General features: G+C 68.5%; 16 protein-coding genes and 1 tRNA gene. 10 read left to right on the top strand and 7 right to left on the bottom strand.

All coding sequences use genetic code 11. From position 1 onward, the window contains the following. Positions 1–28: 28 nt before the first annotated feature. The 5 genes from VS93_RS11090 to VS93_RS11070 all read right to left on the bottom strand — a co-directional run bounded on the left by VS93_RS11090 (position 29) and on the right by VS93_RS11070 (position 4,362). Positions 29–535 carry a hypothetical protein gene (locus tag VS93_RS11090; protein WP_052745685.1) on the bottom strand — a complete coding sequence of 169 codons (507 nt, stop codon included), beginning with the start codon at positions 533–535 and terminating at the stop codon, positions 29–31. A 16-nt stretch (positions 536–551) separates the two neighbouring features. After that, complete coding sequence (locus tag VS93_RS11085; protein ID WP_046469869.1) at positions 552–2,216, bottom strand: polymorphic toxin-type HINT domain-containing protein; 1,665 nt, start codon at positions 2,214–2,216, stop codon at positions 552–554. A 210-nt stretch (positions 2,217–2,426) separates the two neighbouring features. After that, positions 2,427–2,822 (bottom strand): hypothetical protein, encoded by a 396-nt coding sequence (locus tag VS93_RS11080; protein ID WP_046469868.1) that lies wholly within the window; start codon positions 2,820–2,822, stop codon positions 2,427–2,429. A gap of 500 nt (positions 2,823–3,322) precedes the next feature. After that, positions 3,323–3,520 carry a DUF397 domain-containing protein gene (locus VS93_RS11075; RefSeq protein WP_236700480.1) on the bottom strand — a complete coding sequence of 66 codons (198 nt, stop codon included), beginning with the start codon at positions 3,518–3,520 and terminating at the stop codon, positions 3,323–3,325. Then, a complete protein-coding gene (locus VS93_RS11070; RefSeq protein ID WP_046469867.1) occupies positions 3,517–4,362 on the bottom strand; it encodes a helix-turn-helix domain-containing protein in 846 nt (281 codons plus the stop codon). The genes VS93_RS11075 and VS93_RS11070 overlap by 4 nt, the downstream gene beginning before the upstream one ends. Positions 4,363–4,565: 203 nt before the next feature. Here VS93_RS11070 and VS93_RS11065 point away from each other — a divergent pair, with 203 nt between their 5' ends. Both VS93_RS11065 and VS93_RS29745 read left to right on the top strand, forming a co-directional pair. Beyond that, complete coding sequence (locus VS93_RS11065; RefSeq protein ID WP_046469866.1) at positions 4,566–4,865, top strand: hypothetical protein; 300 nt, start codon at positions 4,566–4,568, stop codon at positions 4,863–4,865. Between the two features lie 277 nt (positions 4,866–5,142). Next, positions 5,143–5,283, top strand: coding sequence for a hypothetical protein (locus VS93_RS29745; protein WP_162231671.1), 141 nt, complete (start codon positions 5,143–5,145; stop codon positions 5,281–5,283). A gap of 52 nt (positions 5,284–5,335) precedes the next feature. On the opposite strand, the gene VS93_RS11060 is transcribed toward VS93_RS29745, so the two are convergent. Further along, on the bottom strand, positions 5,336–6,127 hold the full coding sequence (locus VS93_RS11060; protein WP_046469865.1) for an acetoin reductase: 792 nt from the start codon (positions 6,125–6,127) through the stop codon (positions 5,336–5,338). Positions 6,128–6,253: 126 nt separating this feature from the next. Between VS93_RS11060 and VS93_RS11055 the strand changes: the two genes are divergently transcribed. Both VS93_RS11055 and VS93_RS11050 read left to right on the top strand, forming a co-directional pair. Further along, a complete protein-coding gene (locus VS93_RS11055; protein ID WP_046469864.1) occupies positions 6,254–7,054 on the top strand; it encodes a putative hydro-lyase in 801 nt (266 codons plus the stop codon). Between the two features lie 118 nt (positions 7,055–7,172). Continuing rightward, positions 7,173–7,844, top strand: a complete 672-nt coding sequence (locus VS93_RS11050) for an NADPH-dependent F420 reductase (RefSeq protein WP_338022722.1) — start codon at positions 7,173–7,175, stop codon at positions 7,842–7,844. Positions 7,845–7,940: 96 nt separating this feature from the next. On the opposite strand, the gene VS93_RS11045 is transcribed toward VS93_RS11050, so the two are convergent. Next, complete coding sequence (locus VS93_RS11045) at positions 7,941–9,677, bottom strand: alkaline phosphatase D family protein (protein WP_156184781.1); 1,737 nt, start codon at positions 9,675–9,677, stop codon at positions 7,941–7,943. A gap of 184 nt (positions 9,678–9,861) precedes the next feature. Between VS93_RS11045 and VS93_RS11040 the strand changes: the two genes are divergently transcribed. From VS93_RS11040 to VS93_RS11015, 6 genes are all read left to right on the top strand, one after another. Further along, positions 9,862–10,290, top strand: a complete 429-nt coding sequence (locus tag VS93_RS11040; RefSeq protein ID WP_046469861.1) for a YjbQ family protein — start codon at positions 9,862–9,864, stop codon at positions 10,288–10,290. Positions 10,291–10,446: 156 nt separating this feature from the next. Next, positions 10,447–10,878, top strand: a complete 432-nt coding sequence (locus VS93_RS11035; RefSeq protein WP_046469860.1) for a DUF3052 domain-containing protein — start codon at positions 10,447–10,449, stop codon at positions 10,876–10,878. A 133-nt stretch (positions 10,879–11,011) separates the two neighbouring features. After that, positions 11,012–11,473, top strand: coding sequence for a peroxiredoxin (locus VS93_RS11030; protein WP_046469859.1), 462 nt, complete (start codon positions 11,012–11,014; stop codon positions 11,471–11,473). A 198-nt stretch (positions 11,474–11,671) separates the two neighbouring features. Next, positions 11,672–12,022, top strand: coding sequence for a hypothetical protein (locus VS93_RS11025; RefSeq protein ID WP_046469858.1), 351 nt, complete (start codon positions 11,672–11,674; stop codon positions 12,020–12,022). A 57-nt stretch (positions 12,023–12,079) separates the two neighbouring features. Further along, a tRNA-Val gene (locus VS93_RS11020) sits at positions 12,080–12,156 on the top strand. A 343-nt stretch (positions 12,157–12,499) separates the two neighbouring features. Beyond that, positions 12,500–13,027: a dihydrofolate reductase family protein gene (locus tag VS93_RS11015; RefSeq protein WP_046469857.1), complete on the top strand. Its 528-nt coding sequence runs from the start codon at positions 12,500–12,502 to the stop codon at positions 13,025–13,027. The last annotated feature ends 208 nt before the right edge of the window (positions 13,028–13,235 follow it).

The raw sequence follows: 13,235 nt of genomic DNA, 5'->3' as shown, positions 1-13,235 counted from the left end.
GTAGCTGGAGAGCCGCCGCGCGGACACGTCACGACTTCCGGTTTCCTTCGTCCCTTTCGCGGAAGCGTTTCCAGAACCGTTCCGGAATGGCGAGGCGGTCCGCGATGAACGACTGGAAACCGGGGGCGGCGACCTCCTCGCCGTCGCCCTGGAGAGTGTAGCTCCATACCCTCTCGTCCTCCGGTTTGAAGCAGTAGAGAACGTAGCCCTGGTGGTGTCCGAAGAAGAACCGTTCGCCGATCGGCACGTTCTCGTCCTCTTCCCGCCTGCACTCCTCGGCGTACTCTCGCAGTCCCAGGCACGCCGGATAGTGGATGTCGCTCCCGCGGAACAGGTTGCCGGCACCGCGCCCGAACCTCCTCATGAAGCCGACGTATGCCGACGGTGGGCTGCCGAACGGGCATTCCGCGAGGATCTGCCGGACCTCCTGCTCGGTGCATTCCCGGATCTCCTCCGGACGCGCTGCGTCCAGCCGCAGGAGCTCCTCGGCCAGCTGGTCAAGCCACGCGTCGACATGCGGTTCCTCGTCGTGCACGTCGGGACTCCTTCCCCTACCCGTGTCGTACGTTCACCTCGACATTGGGGAACTCTCGCTCGAACTGCTCGATCACGCCCTCGCACGATGAGCAGGGCGGCCGCTCGGAGTACAGGTCGATGGAACCTTCGATGTCCGGTCGGGTCTCCGGGTAGTTTCCGTTGCTGTCCCTGGGGTTCAGCTCGTCGGCGATATCCTCGAGGATCTTCTGCTCGGAGTCCGCCGACCGGTCGGCGTTGTAGCGCGTCTGACCGGGCATCGGTGTGCTTCCGGGACGGTCGGGACCGCTGGTTCCGGCGCGCTGTGTGTTCTCAAACCCTTCGATATTGGTGTCCGCGACCGCCACATTTCGCCTCCCGGAGTAAGCCTGCCCCTCGTCCGCCCAGTGTTGCCGCCATTCGTCCACCGCCTCCGGGCCGGCGGGAGTGCAGTCGTTCTGGTTGTGGACGAGGGCCGTGTTCGCGCCGCCGACGACATAGTAGGTGTGCAGGTCGTCAACGGTGAGGTTGTGGACCTGCTGGTCGGCCACGGTTCGGATGTCGACCGCGGTGACCTGGGTCCAGGTGCCGGCCGATGTGCGCAGCCAGGTACCCGGGTCCAGGTCGATCGCCTCGACCCACGCACCGGCCTCAGGCACCCAGAATGGGTGCGCGTCCGTGGCGGTGACACTCCCCGTCTCGCCGTTGGAGTCGGTGATGGCGATATCGACCAGGGTCTTCTCATCGGCGCCGCCGATCAGGCCGGTGACCTCGCGCGGCCCCTCCTCACCGGTGGCCGGGTCGAAGGCCCACACCTCGTCGCCGACGTCAACCGCCTCGATTGGCACCCGGTCGCCACCGGCCATGAGCACTTCGGTGCCCGGAACGAAACTGCTTCCTCCAATAGGACACGACAGACCGGAGTTGTTCTCGTTATTGTCGTCGTTGTCGTCGTTGTCCCTGTTGTTGTTTCCGTCGTTGCTGCTGTCGCCTCGACTGTTTCCGGGGGCGAGCTTGCCGAGTTTTCCGGCCTTCGCGGCCCACCCGGCACCGGGAATGAACCAGGAACCGATATCCCACGTGCCCAGCCCCAGGGCCTCGCCGTAGTCCCCGTTACTCCACGCCTCGCGGGCTTCTGGACTGATCACCAGTGAGAGCGGGTCTTCTTTGATGCCCTCCCACATACCGGTGACCGTGTCGATCGGGTTGGTGGTGAAGATGTCACCGATGCCGGTGATGTCATTCCAAACGCCCTGGCCAAGACCGCTGAAAAAGCCCCCGACCTGTGGGGCTGCGGTATCCGTGGTCCACTCCCAGGCCGTCGACAACCCATCACCGGTGGCATCGAGCGCATTACCGCCGTGGCAGATCGGGTTCCAGCCGCACCCGTCATCGCCATCATCGTCAGAGCCACCGCTCCCGTCACCACCGGAACCATCGGCATCGTCGGCGCCACCCGAGTCGTCACCGGCGCCGGAGCTATCGTCGCCACCGCCGCCCGAGGTGTCATCTCCCGGGTCGGAGCTGGCACTGTCCGGGGTGTTGCCCGTGATCCGGTCCAGCGCATCACTGATCATCACCGCGGGCCGGTCGGCGATCCCCGACACCGCTACGGTCACGAACATCGCCGCGACCAGTACAAGGATCGCGCTGTACTCGATGAACGACGCGCCGCGGTCGGGGTTGTGGATTCGCAGGAGCATTACTTACCACCGGGCCGCTGCCGACCGACACCGGACAGCGTGGCGGCGTAGAGGGATGAAATTCGACAATGAGGAAGGATGTGACGCGCTGACGCTAACGAACGGGACGCCGGGTTGAAGAGACCCAAGAGGACCCAAGTCTCATTGGGCCCCAAGGCGATACGTGCGGCCGCACAGTCCACGGCCCCCGGCGGTTCGGCCGTCGGCCAGCTACTTGAGATAGACGCGCGAGGTCGGAAGCAGGACGAGCACCAGGATCGTCGAAGGCAGGAGGAGTTGGATAAGTCCGCGCGGGTCCCCCTGGCCGATAGTGGACAGGGCCAGCAGGATCATGAACACCATCAGCGCGGCGAGGCTCCACAGCAGCAGGCGGCGCCCCTTACGCAATCGCAGGCCGCAGACCATGGCAAGCACACCGGGCAACGCGAGCGCGGTCGCGAATCCAGCGGCCTCCGCGGTGGAGGTCGCCTCGAAGGCGTTCACCGCGAGCCCGGCGACGGCCGTCACCAGTGTGATCGCGGCGAGCACGAACAGCAGGACCCGCGCGACCCTGAGCGGGCCGGGCAAAGGCCCCCGGAGGTCGGCGTCATCATTGAGGTCGGGCATCGGGGACTCCACGGTGCGAAGGACGAGGAGGGGGTGCGGGCGTTACAGACGCGGGGCCCTGTATGGACCCCGGGATGTCACTGCCAACCAGAGCAGCAGGATCGTCGGACCTTCCCGTGCAAAGCCCCAGCGATTATGCCAGGTTCACTCCGACCACATCCCCGTCGCTGGCTCCCGTGGGGGTGGCAAACCGGTGATGACTCCGTAGGCAACGGGAAGGGGATCTGGCCAGTGGGGCCAGCGGGCCGGGTGCAGGAAAAACGCGGTGGAGCCCAAGGGCCCGCACCGCGCGTGGCAAGCTTGTCGGTCCCCGGTCTCCCGCCGCGATGCGCTCTGCGTGACCAGATCCGTCCACCCTCACCGCCGCTCGGGGTGGGGGCCGGGGCACAGGAGGGCATGGTCGTCCGCGCGTCCGATCCGTGGGGCTATTTCCGGCGATCTTGAGGATTGCGTTCCTTCAACGCGCGGTGAAGGAACGAAATGCTCAAGATCGCCGGGTTTCAGTGCTCGCGGCGGAGGTGGCCGAGGAACGCGACCCAGGCGGCGCGGTCGAAACCCAGGTGGGTGGCGTGTGGGTTCTTGGAGTCGCGGAGCGCTATGCGCTCCGGGAGGCGGGCGACTTCGACGCAGTTGGTCTCAGCGAACGAATAGCTGCTCTTGTGCCAGGTGGCGGTGGACAGGTCCTTGGCAGGGGTCACGGCTCCTCATAAGAGCGGGCGACATCAGTTACGAATTTCGCCGAATCTGTCCGATTCAGGGCGATTTCCTCCAGCTTAGCGACCGCGCTTCGGAACGCCTCCACATCCCTGGGGTCATCGACGAAGATGCTTGATTTCAGGTGTTCAAGGTGGACGATGGTGGCCGCCTTCTTGAACTCCAGCATGGAGAACGCCCCGCTCATGGCGGGGTGCCCTCCATGGGAGAACGGCACCACCCGGATGTCGATGTTGTCCCGCTGCCCAGCTTCGCTTATGTGGCGGAGCTGATCAGCCATGACGCCCGGACCACCGAGCGGTCGGCGCAGCGCCGCCTCATCGATGATCACGGTCAGTTGGGGCGAGTCGGCGCGGTTGAGAAGGGTCTGACGCCCCATCCGTGTGACGACTCTGGTCTCCGCCGCCACTGCGGGAACTCCCGAGACCTCCATGGTCGCCCGTGCATACTCCGGCGTCTGGAGCAGACCGGGAATCCCGAGCATGGCGACCTCGGTAATCCGCGTGGCCTGCGCCTCGAACCCGATGAGAGCGGTGAGCTGCTTCGGAAGGTTCGAATCGCCTGTCTCCCACCAGCCGGGCCGGTCGACCTCGCGGGCAAGGCCGACGAGCCGGTCCCGCTCCTCCGGGTTGGCCTTGTAGATCACCATCATCGCGGCGACCTCTTCGCTGGTGACGCCGCGTTGCCCGGTCTCGATCCGGCTGACGGTCGCCGTCGACGAGTTCATCAGTTCGCCGACCTGGCGCGTGGTCAGTCCGGCCCGCTGCCGCAGCTCCTTCAGCTCAGCGCCGAGCCCTCGCGCCCGCACTGTCGCCTTGCGTGGCACGCCTACCTCCTTGTCGCCCGGCCCAGCATCCTACGGCCGGTGCGGATTACCCAGGGTTTCCCCAAGACGCTTGAGTCTGCTTCAGGATAGAGTATCGTTTCTGAAGCAACCGAGTGGAGACCGCACTATGTATTCACTGAAGAGGAAGTACGGTGGACGGTCTCCGCTACCTCCTGCTCTGACCTGATCTCTGGGAGGCCCCCATGTCCTCTGACCGCGTCCTTGCCGAGCTCTCCCTCGACTCCGAGATCGCCGCGCTGTGTCTGGAGGAACGGCCGCAGCTGTTCGCGCTGGCCGGGGTAGACCACGAAACCGAGAACGGCGGGCTGATCGGCCGGGTGCTGGCCTGGCCGAACCGCGTCGTCGTGTACTGGGACGGCCAGCGCGACGTCTCCAGCTACCGGTCCTTCGCCGATTTCTGGCGCAGCGCGAGCAGGCACGAGCGCAGCGGGGACGTTCGCATCATTCCCATGGACGGCCAGCCCGTGCCGGACCTGGACTGAGGCGGATCGCGCGGGACCGGGCATCGGTCATGGTGCCGGCTCCGCCCCTGCACCCCGAGGGCGGAGCCGGCACCCCGATCATCGGGGAAACCGCCGGAGCCCGCCCGAACGCCCGGGAAAGTAGGGTTGCGGGCGATCCGGCGCGTGTGCGGCGCGCACGCCTCTGTACGCCGACAACGGATAGGACGGTCCATGCCCCCTGAGATCCCCCGTTCAGTGCCTCCGAGAGAGGCCGGCCCGTCACCCTCCCGAACGGCACGGAGCTCACCTGCACCGTGTGCGGGCACGGCAGTTCGAGCAGTACAAATGGAAGCTCAACACGGCCGGCATGAGCTTCATGAACCTGGACTGGCTGAACAGGGAGGCGACCTGCTACGTCTGTTCCGGGTGCCGCCACATCCACTGGTTCCACCTCTGACGAAGAGGCGAGGGCCGCCAGGCCTCCGCCCAACGCCGTACTGGCAGGGCCTTCAGGAGAACTGGATTCCGCCGTCGATGATGACGGACTGGCCAGTCATGTAGTCGGAGTCCGGGGAGGCGAGGTAGGAGACGAACGCCGCCACGTCCGCGGGCTCCTGCACCCGGCCCAGCAGGATCTGCTCGGTGTTCTCGCGCAGCGCCTCCCCGCGCGGTTTGCCCTGCTGCTCGGTGAGTTTCTCGTCGATCAGCTCCCACATCTCGGTGCCGACGATGCCGGGGCAGTAGGCGTTCACGGTGATGCCGTGCTTGGCCCACTCGGTGGCCGCGGCCTGGGTCAGCCCGCGCACGCCCCACTTGGACACCGAGTAGGCGCTCAGCATCTCGAAGGGGCGGTAGGCCACGATCGACGCCGCCCCGATGATCTTGCCGCCGTGCCCCTGCTCGATCATCTGCCGGGCCGCCGCCTGGTAGGAGTTGAACACCCCGCGCAGGTTCACGCTCATGACCTGGTCGAAGTCCTCCGCGGTGGTGTCGAGCAGGGACTTCACCTTGGCGATGCCGGCGTTGGCGACGAACACGTCGATCCTGCCCAGCTCGCGCACGACCTGGGAGACCATCGCCGCCACGTCCTCGGCGTCGGCCACGTCGCAGGTGGCCACGGCGCAGCGGCGCCCTTTCTTCCGGACCGCCTCGGCCACTTCGTCCAGCTCGGAGCGCATGTCCGCCAGGTCCACGACCGCGACGTCCAGCCCGTCGCCGGCCAGCCGTTCGGCGATGCCGCGTCCGATGCCGCGGGCCCCTCCGGTGACGACCGCGATCCGGTCCGGTCCCTTCTCCGCCATGGTGCCGCCTCCTCTCACTCGGCACTGTTTCCGGGGGCGGCCGCTACCCTGGCGTGCTGCCTCCATCACGCAGGGGCCGAATCCTGCCGGTTACGCTGGGCGCACCGAAGAACGAGGAGCACCCGCATGAGCCAGGTCCCCCCGCCCGCCGACCCGGCGGCGCTGTCCCCGCGCGAGGCCCGGGAGCTGTTCCGGGCCGGGCTGCGCGTGCCCACCTCCGGTTACGCCGCCGGGTACGCCCAGGCCAACCTCATCGCGCTGCCGCGCGACCTGGCGTTCGACCTCCTGCTGTTCGCGCAGCGCAACCCGAAGTCCTGCCCGGTGCTCGACGTCGCCGAGGAGGGCGAGACTCGGGCCGCCGTCTTCGACGGGGACCTGCGCACCGACCTGCCCGCCTACCGCGTCTACGAGCGCGGCCGGCTGACCGCCGAACCGGACGACGTCCGCGACGCCTGGCGGGACGATCTGGTGGCCTTCCTCATCGGCTGCAGCTTCACCTTCGAGGCGCCGCTGCTGGAGGCCGGGATCCCGGTGCGGCACATCGAATCCGGGTGCAACGTCCCGATGTACCGGACGGACCGGCCGTGCCGCCCCGCCGGTCGGCTGTCAGGCCCTCTGGTGGTGTCGATGCGCCCGATCCCCGCCGGGCGGGTGGCCGACGCCGTGCGGATCACCTCGCGCTACCCGGCGGTGCACGGCGCGCCGGTGCACGTGGGCGCCCCGGCGGCGCTCGGCATCGGCGACCTCGGCCGCCCCGACTTCGGCGACGCCGTGGAGGTCCGCCCCGGGGAGATCCCCGTGTTCTGGGCCTGCGGGGTGACCCCGCAGGCGGCGGTCATGGCCTCGGCCCCGGAGTTCGCGATCGCCCACGCCCCGGGCCACATGGCGGTCACCGACGCCCGCGACACCGCCTACCAGGTGCCCTGAGGCCCCCGAGACGTAAGCAGGGCTTTCCCGGTGTCTGCCGCATGTGGGAGCGCCTCCTTGTTTTGGTCCGGTAGCGGGGGATTAGCTTCGCTGTACGTACCGGACCGACCGGTCACCGGTGGAGGGGGGCACGAACGTGAATGTAGGGATTCTGGGTTCAGGGGACGTGGCGCGGGCCCTCGGCGCCGGTTTCCATAAGTATGGCCACGACGTCATGCTCGGCAGCCGCGCCCCGGCGAAGCTCACGGCGTGGTCGGCGGAGCATCCCGGCGCCCGGGTCGGAAGCTTCGCGGAGGCGGCCGGCCACGGCGAGGTCGTCGTGCTCTCGGTCAGCGGGCGGGCGGCGGAGCAGGCTCTGAGCGCGGCCGGTGCTGAGAACCTGAACGGCAAGCCGGTGATTGACACGACCAACCCCATCGCGGACGCGCCCCCCGACAACGGGGTGCTCAGGTACTTCACCGATCTCAACGAGTCACTGATGGAGCGCCTTCAGGAGCGGTTTCCCGAAGCGCTCTTCGTCAAGGCGTTCAACTCGGTGGGCAACCCGCACATGGTCGACCCGCGCTTCGAGGGCGGCACGCCGACGATGTTCATCTGCGGCGACAACGACGGCGCCAAGCGCACCGTCCGCGGGATCCTGGAGCAGTTCGGCTGGGAGGTGGCCGACATGGGCGGCGCCGAGGGCGCCCGCGCGATCGAACCCCTGTGCATGCTGTGGTGCATCCCCCTCCTCCTGCGCGGCGAGGGCGACCACGCGTTCAGGCTCCTGAAACGAGCGGGCGGGACGTAGGCAACGCGGGTACGGCCGCCGAACGACAATGCGGGATGTCGGGGAGTCCCCGTCCACGCCGGGCGGTCGCGATCACACCCGCACGGAACAGAACATCTAGTCCGTGATCCGCTCGCGGGCCAGTTCCCGGAGCTCGGGGCGGAAGGCGGAGTCCTGTTCCGGCGTCTCCATGGCATCCGCTGATACGGGCGCGTGCTCCCAGCCCACCTCGGCCCGGCGGCCCTCGATGGTCAGGGTGGCCAGCGTGTTGCCGTACCAGGGCCCCGCGTCCAGCTCCCAGGACAGTCCCGGTCGGCGGACCCCCGCCATGCGGGCGAGGAGGGCGCCGGCCGCGCCGGTGATCCGCCAGGCCGCCACCCGGGTGAGCTTGCCGACGAGCGACGGCAGCTGGTTGCGCACCGGTGAGCAGACCAGCTGGGCGATCCGGGTGTGCGAGGCCCGCGCGGCACCGCCGCGCGGATGCGCCCCCGCCAGGTAGGAGAAGTGCACGTCGCCGCCGAGGAACAGCACACTCGCCGGTGGAGCGCCCCGGCCGCCCGCGGCCACCTGCACCACCGCGTCGGCGACCGCGTGGAACGAGTCCTGGAAGGCCGACCAATGCTCCAGGTCGATGGCCTGGCGCAGCGTCTCGCTGGGGCGGCGCAGCGCCCTGCCCCACTTTCCGGCGCACACCGCCTCGTTCCAGGCTTCCAGGTAGTGCACGCCCCTTGGCAGCAGGAACGGCAGCGTGCTCGCGACGACGAGGTGATCGACATCGCCGGTGAGCTGTTCGTCCAGCCACGCGCTCTCGACGGAGTCGAGTATGCCGCGCCGCCGGTCGTCCTCGACGACCCTGCCGCAGCGGGTGTCCACCAGCAGGAGGCGGGTGCCGCCCACATCATGGCGGTGGCTCCAGCGGTAACTGACCGGGTCCTCGTCGGCCCGCTGGGCGAATGCGTCCAGCACGTCGCTCCCGTCCTCCTGCGCGGCGACCTTGCCGAACACGGGGTCGGCGGCGCGCTGCTCCGAGGAGAGGTTCCCGAGGTGCTGGTAGACCCAGTACGCGCCGAGCCCCGAGGTGATGCGCGGTCCCCACCACGGGTTCTCGGCGATCTGTCGCCGCCACGTTCCGGAGGTGTTCCAGTCGTCGCGGATGTCGTGGTCGTCGAAGAGCATCAGTGTCGGCACCGTCGACAGCAGCCAGCGGACGTCCGGGTCCGACCAGGCCCGCCGGTACAGCTCGGCGTACTCGTCGAAGAAGACGACCTCGTCCTCCGGGGGGTGGGCCTCTCCCTTGGCCTCCGCCCGCGCGCGGTTCTCCCTGAGGAACCGTTTCATGCCGGGCTGCAGCTCGTCGGCGTACACCTGGTCGCCTATCAGCAGCAGGAGGGTGGGTTCGGCATCGCCGGCGGTGCCGTCCAAGCGGCCGTCGCCGCGCCGGTCGGCGAGCCGCAGCGACTGGGCGCGGAGCATGTCGACCCCGTTGCGCAGCACCGCTTCGGGCGAGTGGTCCGTCGTCATGCGGCAGGAGCCGAACAGGATGCGCACGGGCGCGGTGTGGTCCAGGGTGCGCACGAGGCTCGGCGGGTAACCGGAGCCCGGCTCCGGCCAGACGGTGGCCTCCTCCCCGTTCCGCTCCAGCCGGACCTCGTAGGGCAGCGCGGAACCGGGGCGCAGCCCGGTGAACTCGCAGACGGCGTAGTGGTGCCCGTGCACGGTGAACGTCTCGGCGACGGCCCGGTGCTCTCCCGCCGCGACGCTGACCCGGCAGGGCTCGTCGGTCTCCACCCAGATCGTCGCCGTCGTATCCGTCACATGCCGCAGCATCGGCCCAAGCCGCAGACCAGCGCGCACGTCCGTCTCCTGTCGTCTCACCCGGGCCGGCGCGGGTCTGCTCTTCTGTCCGGCCACTATCGAGTATGCCGAGGTCCGGCCTCTGGTGTCAGTGCCCGCCCGGCAAAAGCATCCGGCCGCCGCTCCCGCCGGCCCGCGGCCGCCGAAGGTTGAACCCGCGGGCCGCCTGGGTAAGCGTTGCCGCATGCGGACAAAACTTATCGATCTGCATACCGGCGGGTCGGAGAACATCATCGACATCACCGCGGAGTGCCGCGACTTCACCTCAGAAACAGGCGGCGACGGCCTGCTGCACGTTTTCGTCCCGCACGCCACCGCCGGTGTGGCGATCATGGAGCTGGGAGCGGGCTCCGACGAGGACCTGCTCGCGGCACTGCGCGACCTGCTGCCGGCCGACGACCGGTGGCGGCACCGGCACGGATCACCGGGGCACGGACGCGACCACGTCATGCCGGCGATGATCCCTCCGTACGCCACGATTCCGGTGATTTCGGGCCGCCCGGAGCTGGGAACATGGCAATCTATCGCCATTGTGGACCTGAACGTGGACAATCCGCGCAGGAATGTCCGGCTGTCGTTCTTGACGAGTCCGGTTGACGGAGCAGGATGGTAGGAGCAGAAGCTCAAGGGGCGGTAACGCGTTGACGGGACAGCCCCCCAGCGTGTGAACTAAGCGAGCAACGGCGGGATCGACCCGGAAGCGGGCCGCATACAGCCGAGTCCGCCCCAGCGGCGGGCAGTGCAATGAAAAGTATGGAGGAGGACTTTCGTGAGCGCGACCGCGGGCCAGGCACAGAGCGAACGCGGCCTGGCCGATCGACTCGGGTTCAAACCGGGTCAGGTGGTGCAGGAATTCGGTTTCGACGACGACGTGGACGAGCAGCTGCGCGCGTCGATCGCCGAGCGCACCGGAGAAGAGCTGGTCGATGAGGACTACGACGGTGTCGTGGACGCCGCGTTGCTCTGGTGGCGGGACGACGAAGAGGATGACCTCACCGACGTCCTCGTCGATGTGCTCGGGGCCGTTGAAGGCGGCGGTGTCATCCTGGTACTGACCCCGAAGGCCGGGCGCGAGGGCCACGTGTCGCCGAGCGACGTCGCGGAGGCCGCGACGACCGCCGGCCTGTCCCAGACCAGCGCTGTGAGCGCGGGAACGGACTGGTCGGGCACCCGTCTCGTCGCCCCCAAGATGCAACGCTGAGTCGATCCCGCTGTAACCGAGCCGCGGCGCAGCGCCGCTCAGCCTGGGATGCGCCAGGAGGCACGCCGCCCGTCCAGGCGGGCGGCGCTGTCAGCGTGTCTACAACAAGCGAAACGCGGAAATGAGGACGGACATGTCGATTGAAGCCGGCCAGAGCGCACCCGACTTCGCGCTCACCGATCAGCACGGGCAGGCGGTGCGGCTGTCGGACTTCAGGGGCCGCAAGAACGTCGTCCTGGTGTTCTACCCCCTGGCGTTCTCCGGCGTGTGCAGCGGCGAACTGTGCGAGCTCCGGGACAACATCTCCGACTTCGAGACCGACGACGTCCAGTTGCTGAGCGTATCGGTCGACTCGATGTTCGCCCACCGGGCCTGGGCCGAGCAGGAGAACCTGGAATACCCCCTGCTCTCGGACTTCTGGCCGCACGGTGAGACGGCCAAAGCCTACGGCGTCTTCGACGAGGACAAAGGTGTGGCCGTGCGCGGCACGTTCCTGATCGACAAGGAAGGCGTCATCCGCTGGAAGGTCGTCAACCCGATCTCCGAAGCCCGCGATGTGGACTCCTACCGCAAAGCCCTCGCCGAGCTGAGCTGAGCCGTTCCCAGAGGCGGCCCTGGAAAAATCCCCGGGCCACCCCTGGGAGCGTCGCTGTCCGCCGGGTGGATGTGCGGTATGGTGCGGGTGTCGCGGCAGCGAGCGAGCCGCCACCGGGGCCAAGCCCCTACCGGCGCTCCGCTCCCGGACGTCCCCGGTGCCCGCTGCGACGCGGAATCCACAGACCGAAGGAGATCCATGCCCTGCTACCTCTGCGGGGCGCGGCAGAGCGATCCGGTCCGCGGGGCGGCGCCGTTCAAGCGCGGGGTACGCCGCGACCGTCAGGTCCTCATCTGCCCGAACTGCCAAATCGCCCACGACTGGAAAGCCGACCTCGACCGCTGCGGCCGGTGCCGGTCGACCTTCCTGCTCTGTCGCCTGGGCGAGATCGAGTGCTACAGCTGCGGCGAGGTCCGCCCGCAGAACTTCCGGCCCCCGGTCCCCGACACCCCGGGGCTCGACCCCGCGCTCACGAACGAGGTCGAGCAGGCGCTCTCCCGCGTCCTCAGCGGCCTGTCCGGACCCGACGCCTCGCGGGCGCACCGCTAGTCTGGAACCGGTACTATTTTCCCGGCGCCCGGTCCTTGGCACCGGGCACCCTCGCACGGGCGCGTAGCTCAGTTGGTCAGAGCTCTCGGCTTACAACCGAGCGGTCGGAGGTTCGAGTCCTCTCGCGCCCACCACCCCCGGCTTCGGACTGGGGGTTCGTTGCGCCCCCAAGGGATCGAACCCCGAACCCGCGGAGTCTCGGCCGCGGCGGCGGGGCTCTGACCACGTCTCCTGTGATTTGGGGGTTCATACCCCGTGGATCACCAGTCGGCGGTCGTTTCGGGGGCTCGTCGGGGGACTTCGTGTCCCGAAACCGTCCCGTTTCGGGGGTCTCTCCCCTCGCACGGGACTCGGTGCCGGTCTCCGAAGCGGAGCCGGGCGGGGCCCGGCGACAGACCTCTGAGTAGGCGTACCCCTGCCGATGAGTTTCCCGGCGGCCGGGTGTCTATCTCTCGGAGAATCCGTGAAGGGAGGACCATGGCCAGAATTCTGTATTCGGCCACCATGTCGCTCGATGGCTACATCGCCGGCCCCGGCGGCGACATGTCCTGGCTCACCGAGCACCTTGCTGGCGAGAACCCGACGGCGGAGCGCCTACTCTCCAATGTCGGTTCCATCCTGGCTGGTAACGGCACTTTCGGTGGCGATGACCCCAATCGTGGCACTGACAAAGAGGGCGCGTTCGGAGGCCGCTACCACGGCCCGGTGTTCGTGCTGACGCACCGGCCGCCGGCCCGGCCGGTCGCGGGCGTCACCTTCGTGGGCGACCTGGACAGCGCGATCACGCAAGCCAAGGAGGCCGCCGGCGACAAGTACGTCAACGTGCTCGGCGCGAATGTCGCCAAGCAGTGCATCAAGGCGGGACTGCTCGATGAGATTCTGGTGTTCTTCGCCCCGGTGCTGCTCGGCGATGGTGTTCGCATGTTCGACCGCCCGGGCGGATCGCACGTGCGGTTGACTCCGATCCCCGGCGAAACGGCGCACTGGTACCGGGTCACCTACTGATCCCGGCAGCCAGGTCTCCTGCACCACGTCCTCGGCGTCCGCCACGGAGCCGAGCATCTCGTAGGCGACGGTGGAGACCAGGCCGCGTTGGGTGTCGCACCGGTCCCACTTCTGTGCCTTGCGACCGAGGCCGAAGCTGAAGTTCAGCACCTTGCGGTTGTGCCACGCCACCTCGACCGGCTCGGGTACGTCACCGAACATCCTGCGC

Origin of the sequence: Allosalinactinospora lopnorensis (genome assembly GCF_000981225.1) — a bacterium.
Lineage (GTDB): Bacteria > Actinomycetota > Actinomycetes > Streptosporangiales > Streptosporangiaceae > Allosalinactinospora > Allosalinactinospora lopnorensis.
This window is presented reverse-complemented; position numbering and strand designations above follow the sequence as displayed.

Excerpts from the sequence above, each read along its gene's own strand:
- VS93_RS11055 (WP_046469864.1), top strand. The coding sequence starts at position 6,254 with ATGAGCCAGGTCCCCCCGCCCGCCGACCCGGCGGCGCTGTCCCCGCGC.
- VS93_RS11015 (WP_046469857.1), top strand. The coding sequence starts at position 12,500 with ATGGCCAGAATTCTGTATTCGGCCACCATGTCGCTCGATGGCTACATC.
- VS93_RS11080 (WP_046469868.1), bottom strand. The coding sequence starts at position 2,822 with ATGCCCGACCTCAATGATGACGCCGACCTCCGGGGGCCTTTGCCCGGC.
- VS93_RS11085 (WP_046469869.1), bottom strand. The coding sequence starts at position 2,216 with ATGCTCCTGCGAATCCACAACCCCGACCGCGGCGCGTCGTTCATCGAG.
- VS93_RS11065 (WP_046469866.1), top strand. The coding sequence starts at position 4,566 with ATGTCCTCTGACCGCGTCCTTGCCGAGCTCTCCCTCGACTCCGAGATC.
- VS93_RS11030 (WP_046469859.1), top strand. The coding sequence starts at position 11,012 with ATGTCGATTGAAGCCGGCCAGAGCGCACCCGACTTCGCGCTCACCGAT.
- VS93_RS11025 (WP_046469858.1), top strand. The coding sequence starts at position 11,672 with ATGCCCTGCTACCTCTGCGGGGCGCGGCAGAGCGATCCGGTCCGCGGG.
- VS93_RS11040 (WP_046469861.1), top strand. The coding sequence starts at position 9,862 with ATGCGGACAAAACTTATCGATCTGCATACCGGCGGGTCGGAGAACATC.
- VS93_RS11060 (WP_046469865.1), bottom strand. The coding sequence starts at position 6,127 with ATGGCGGAGAAGGGACCGGACCGGATCGCGGTCGTCACCGGAGGGGCC.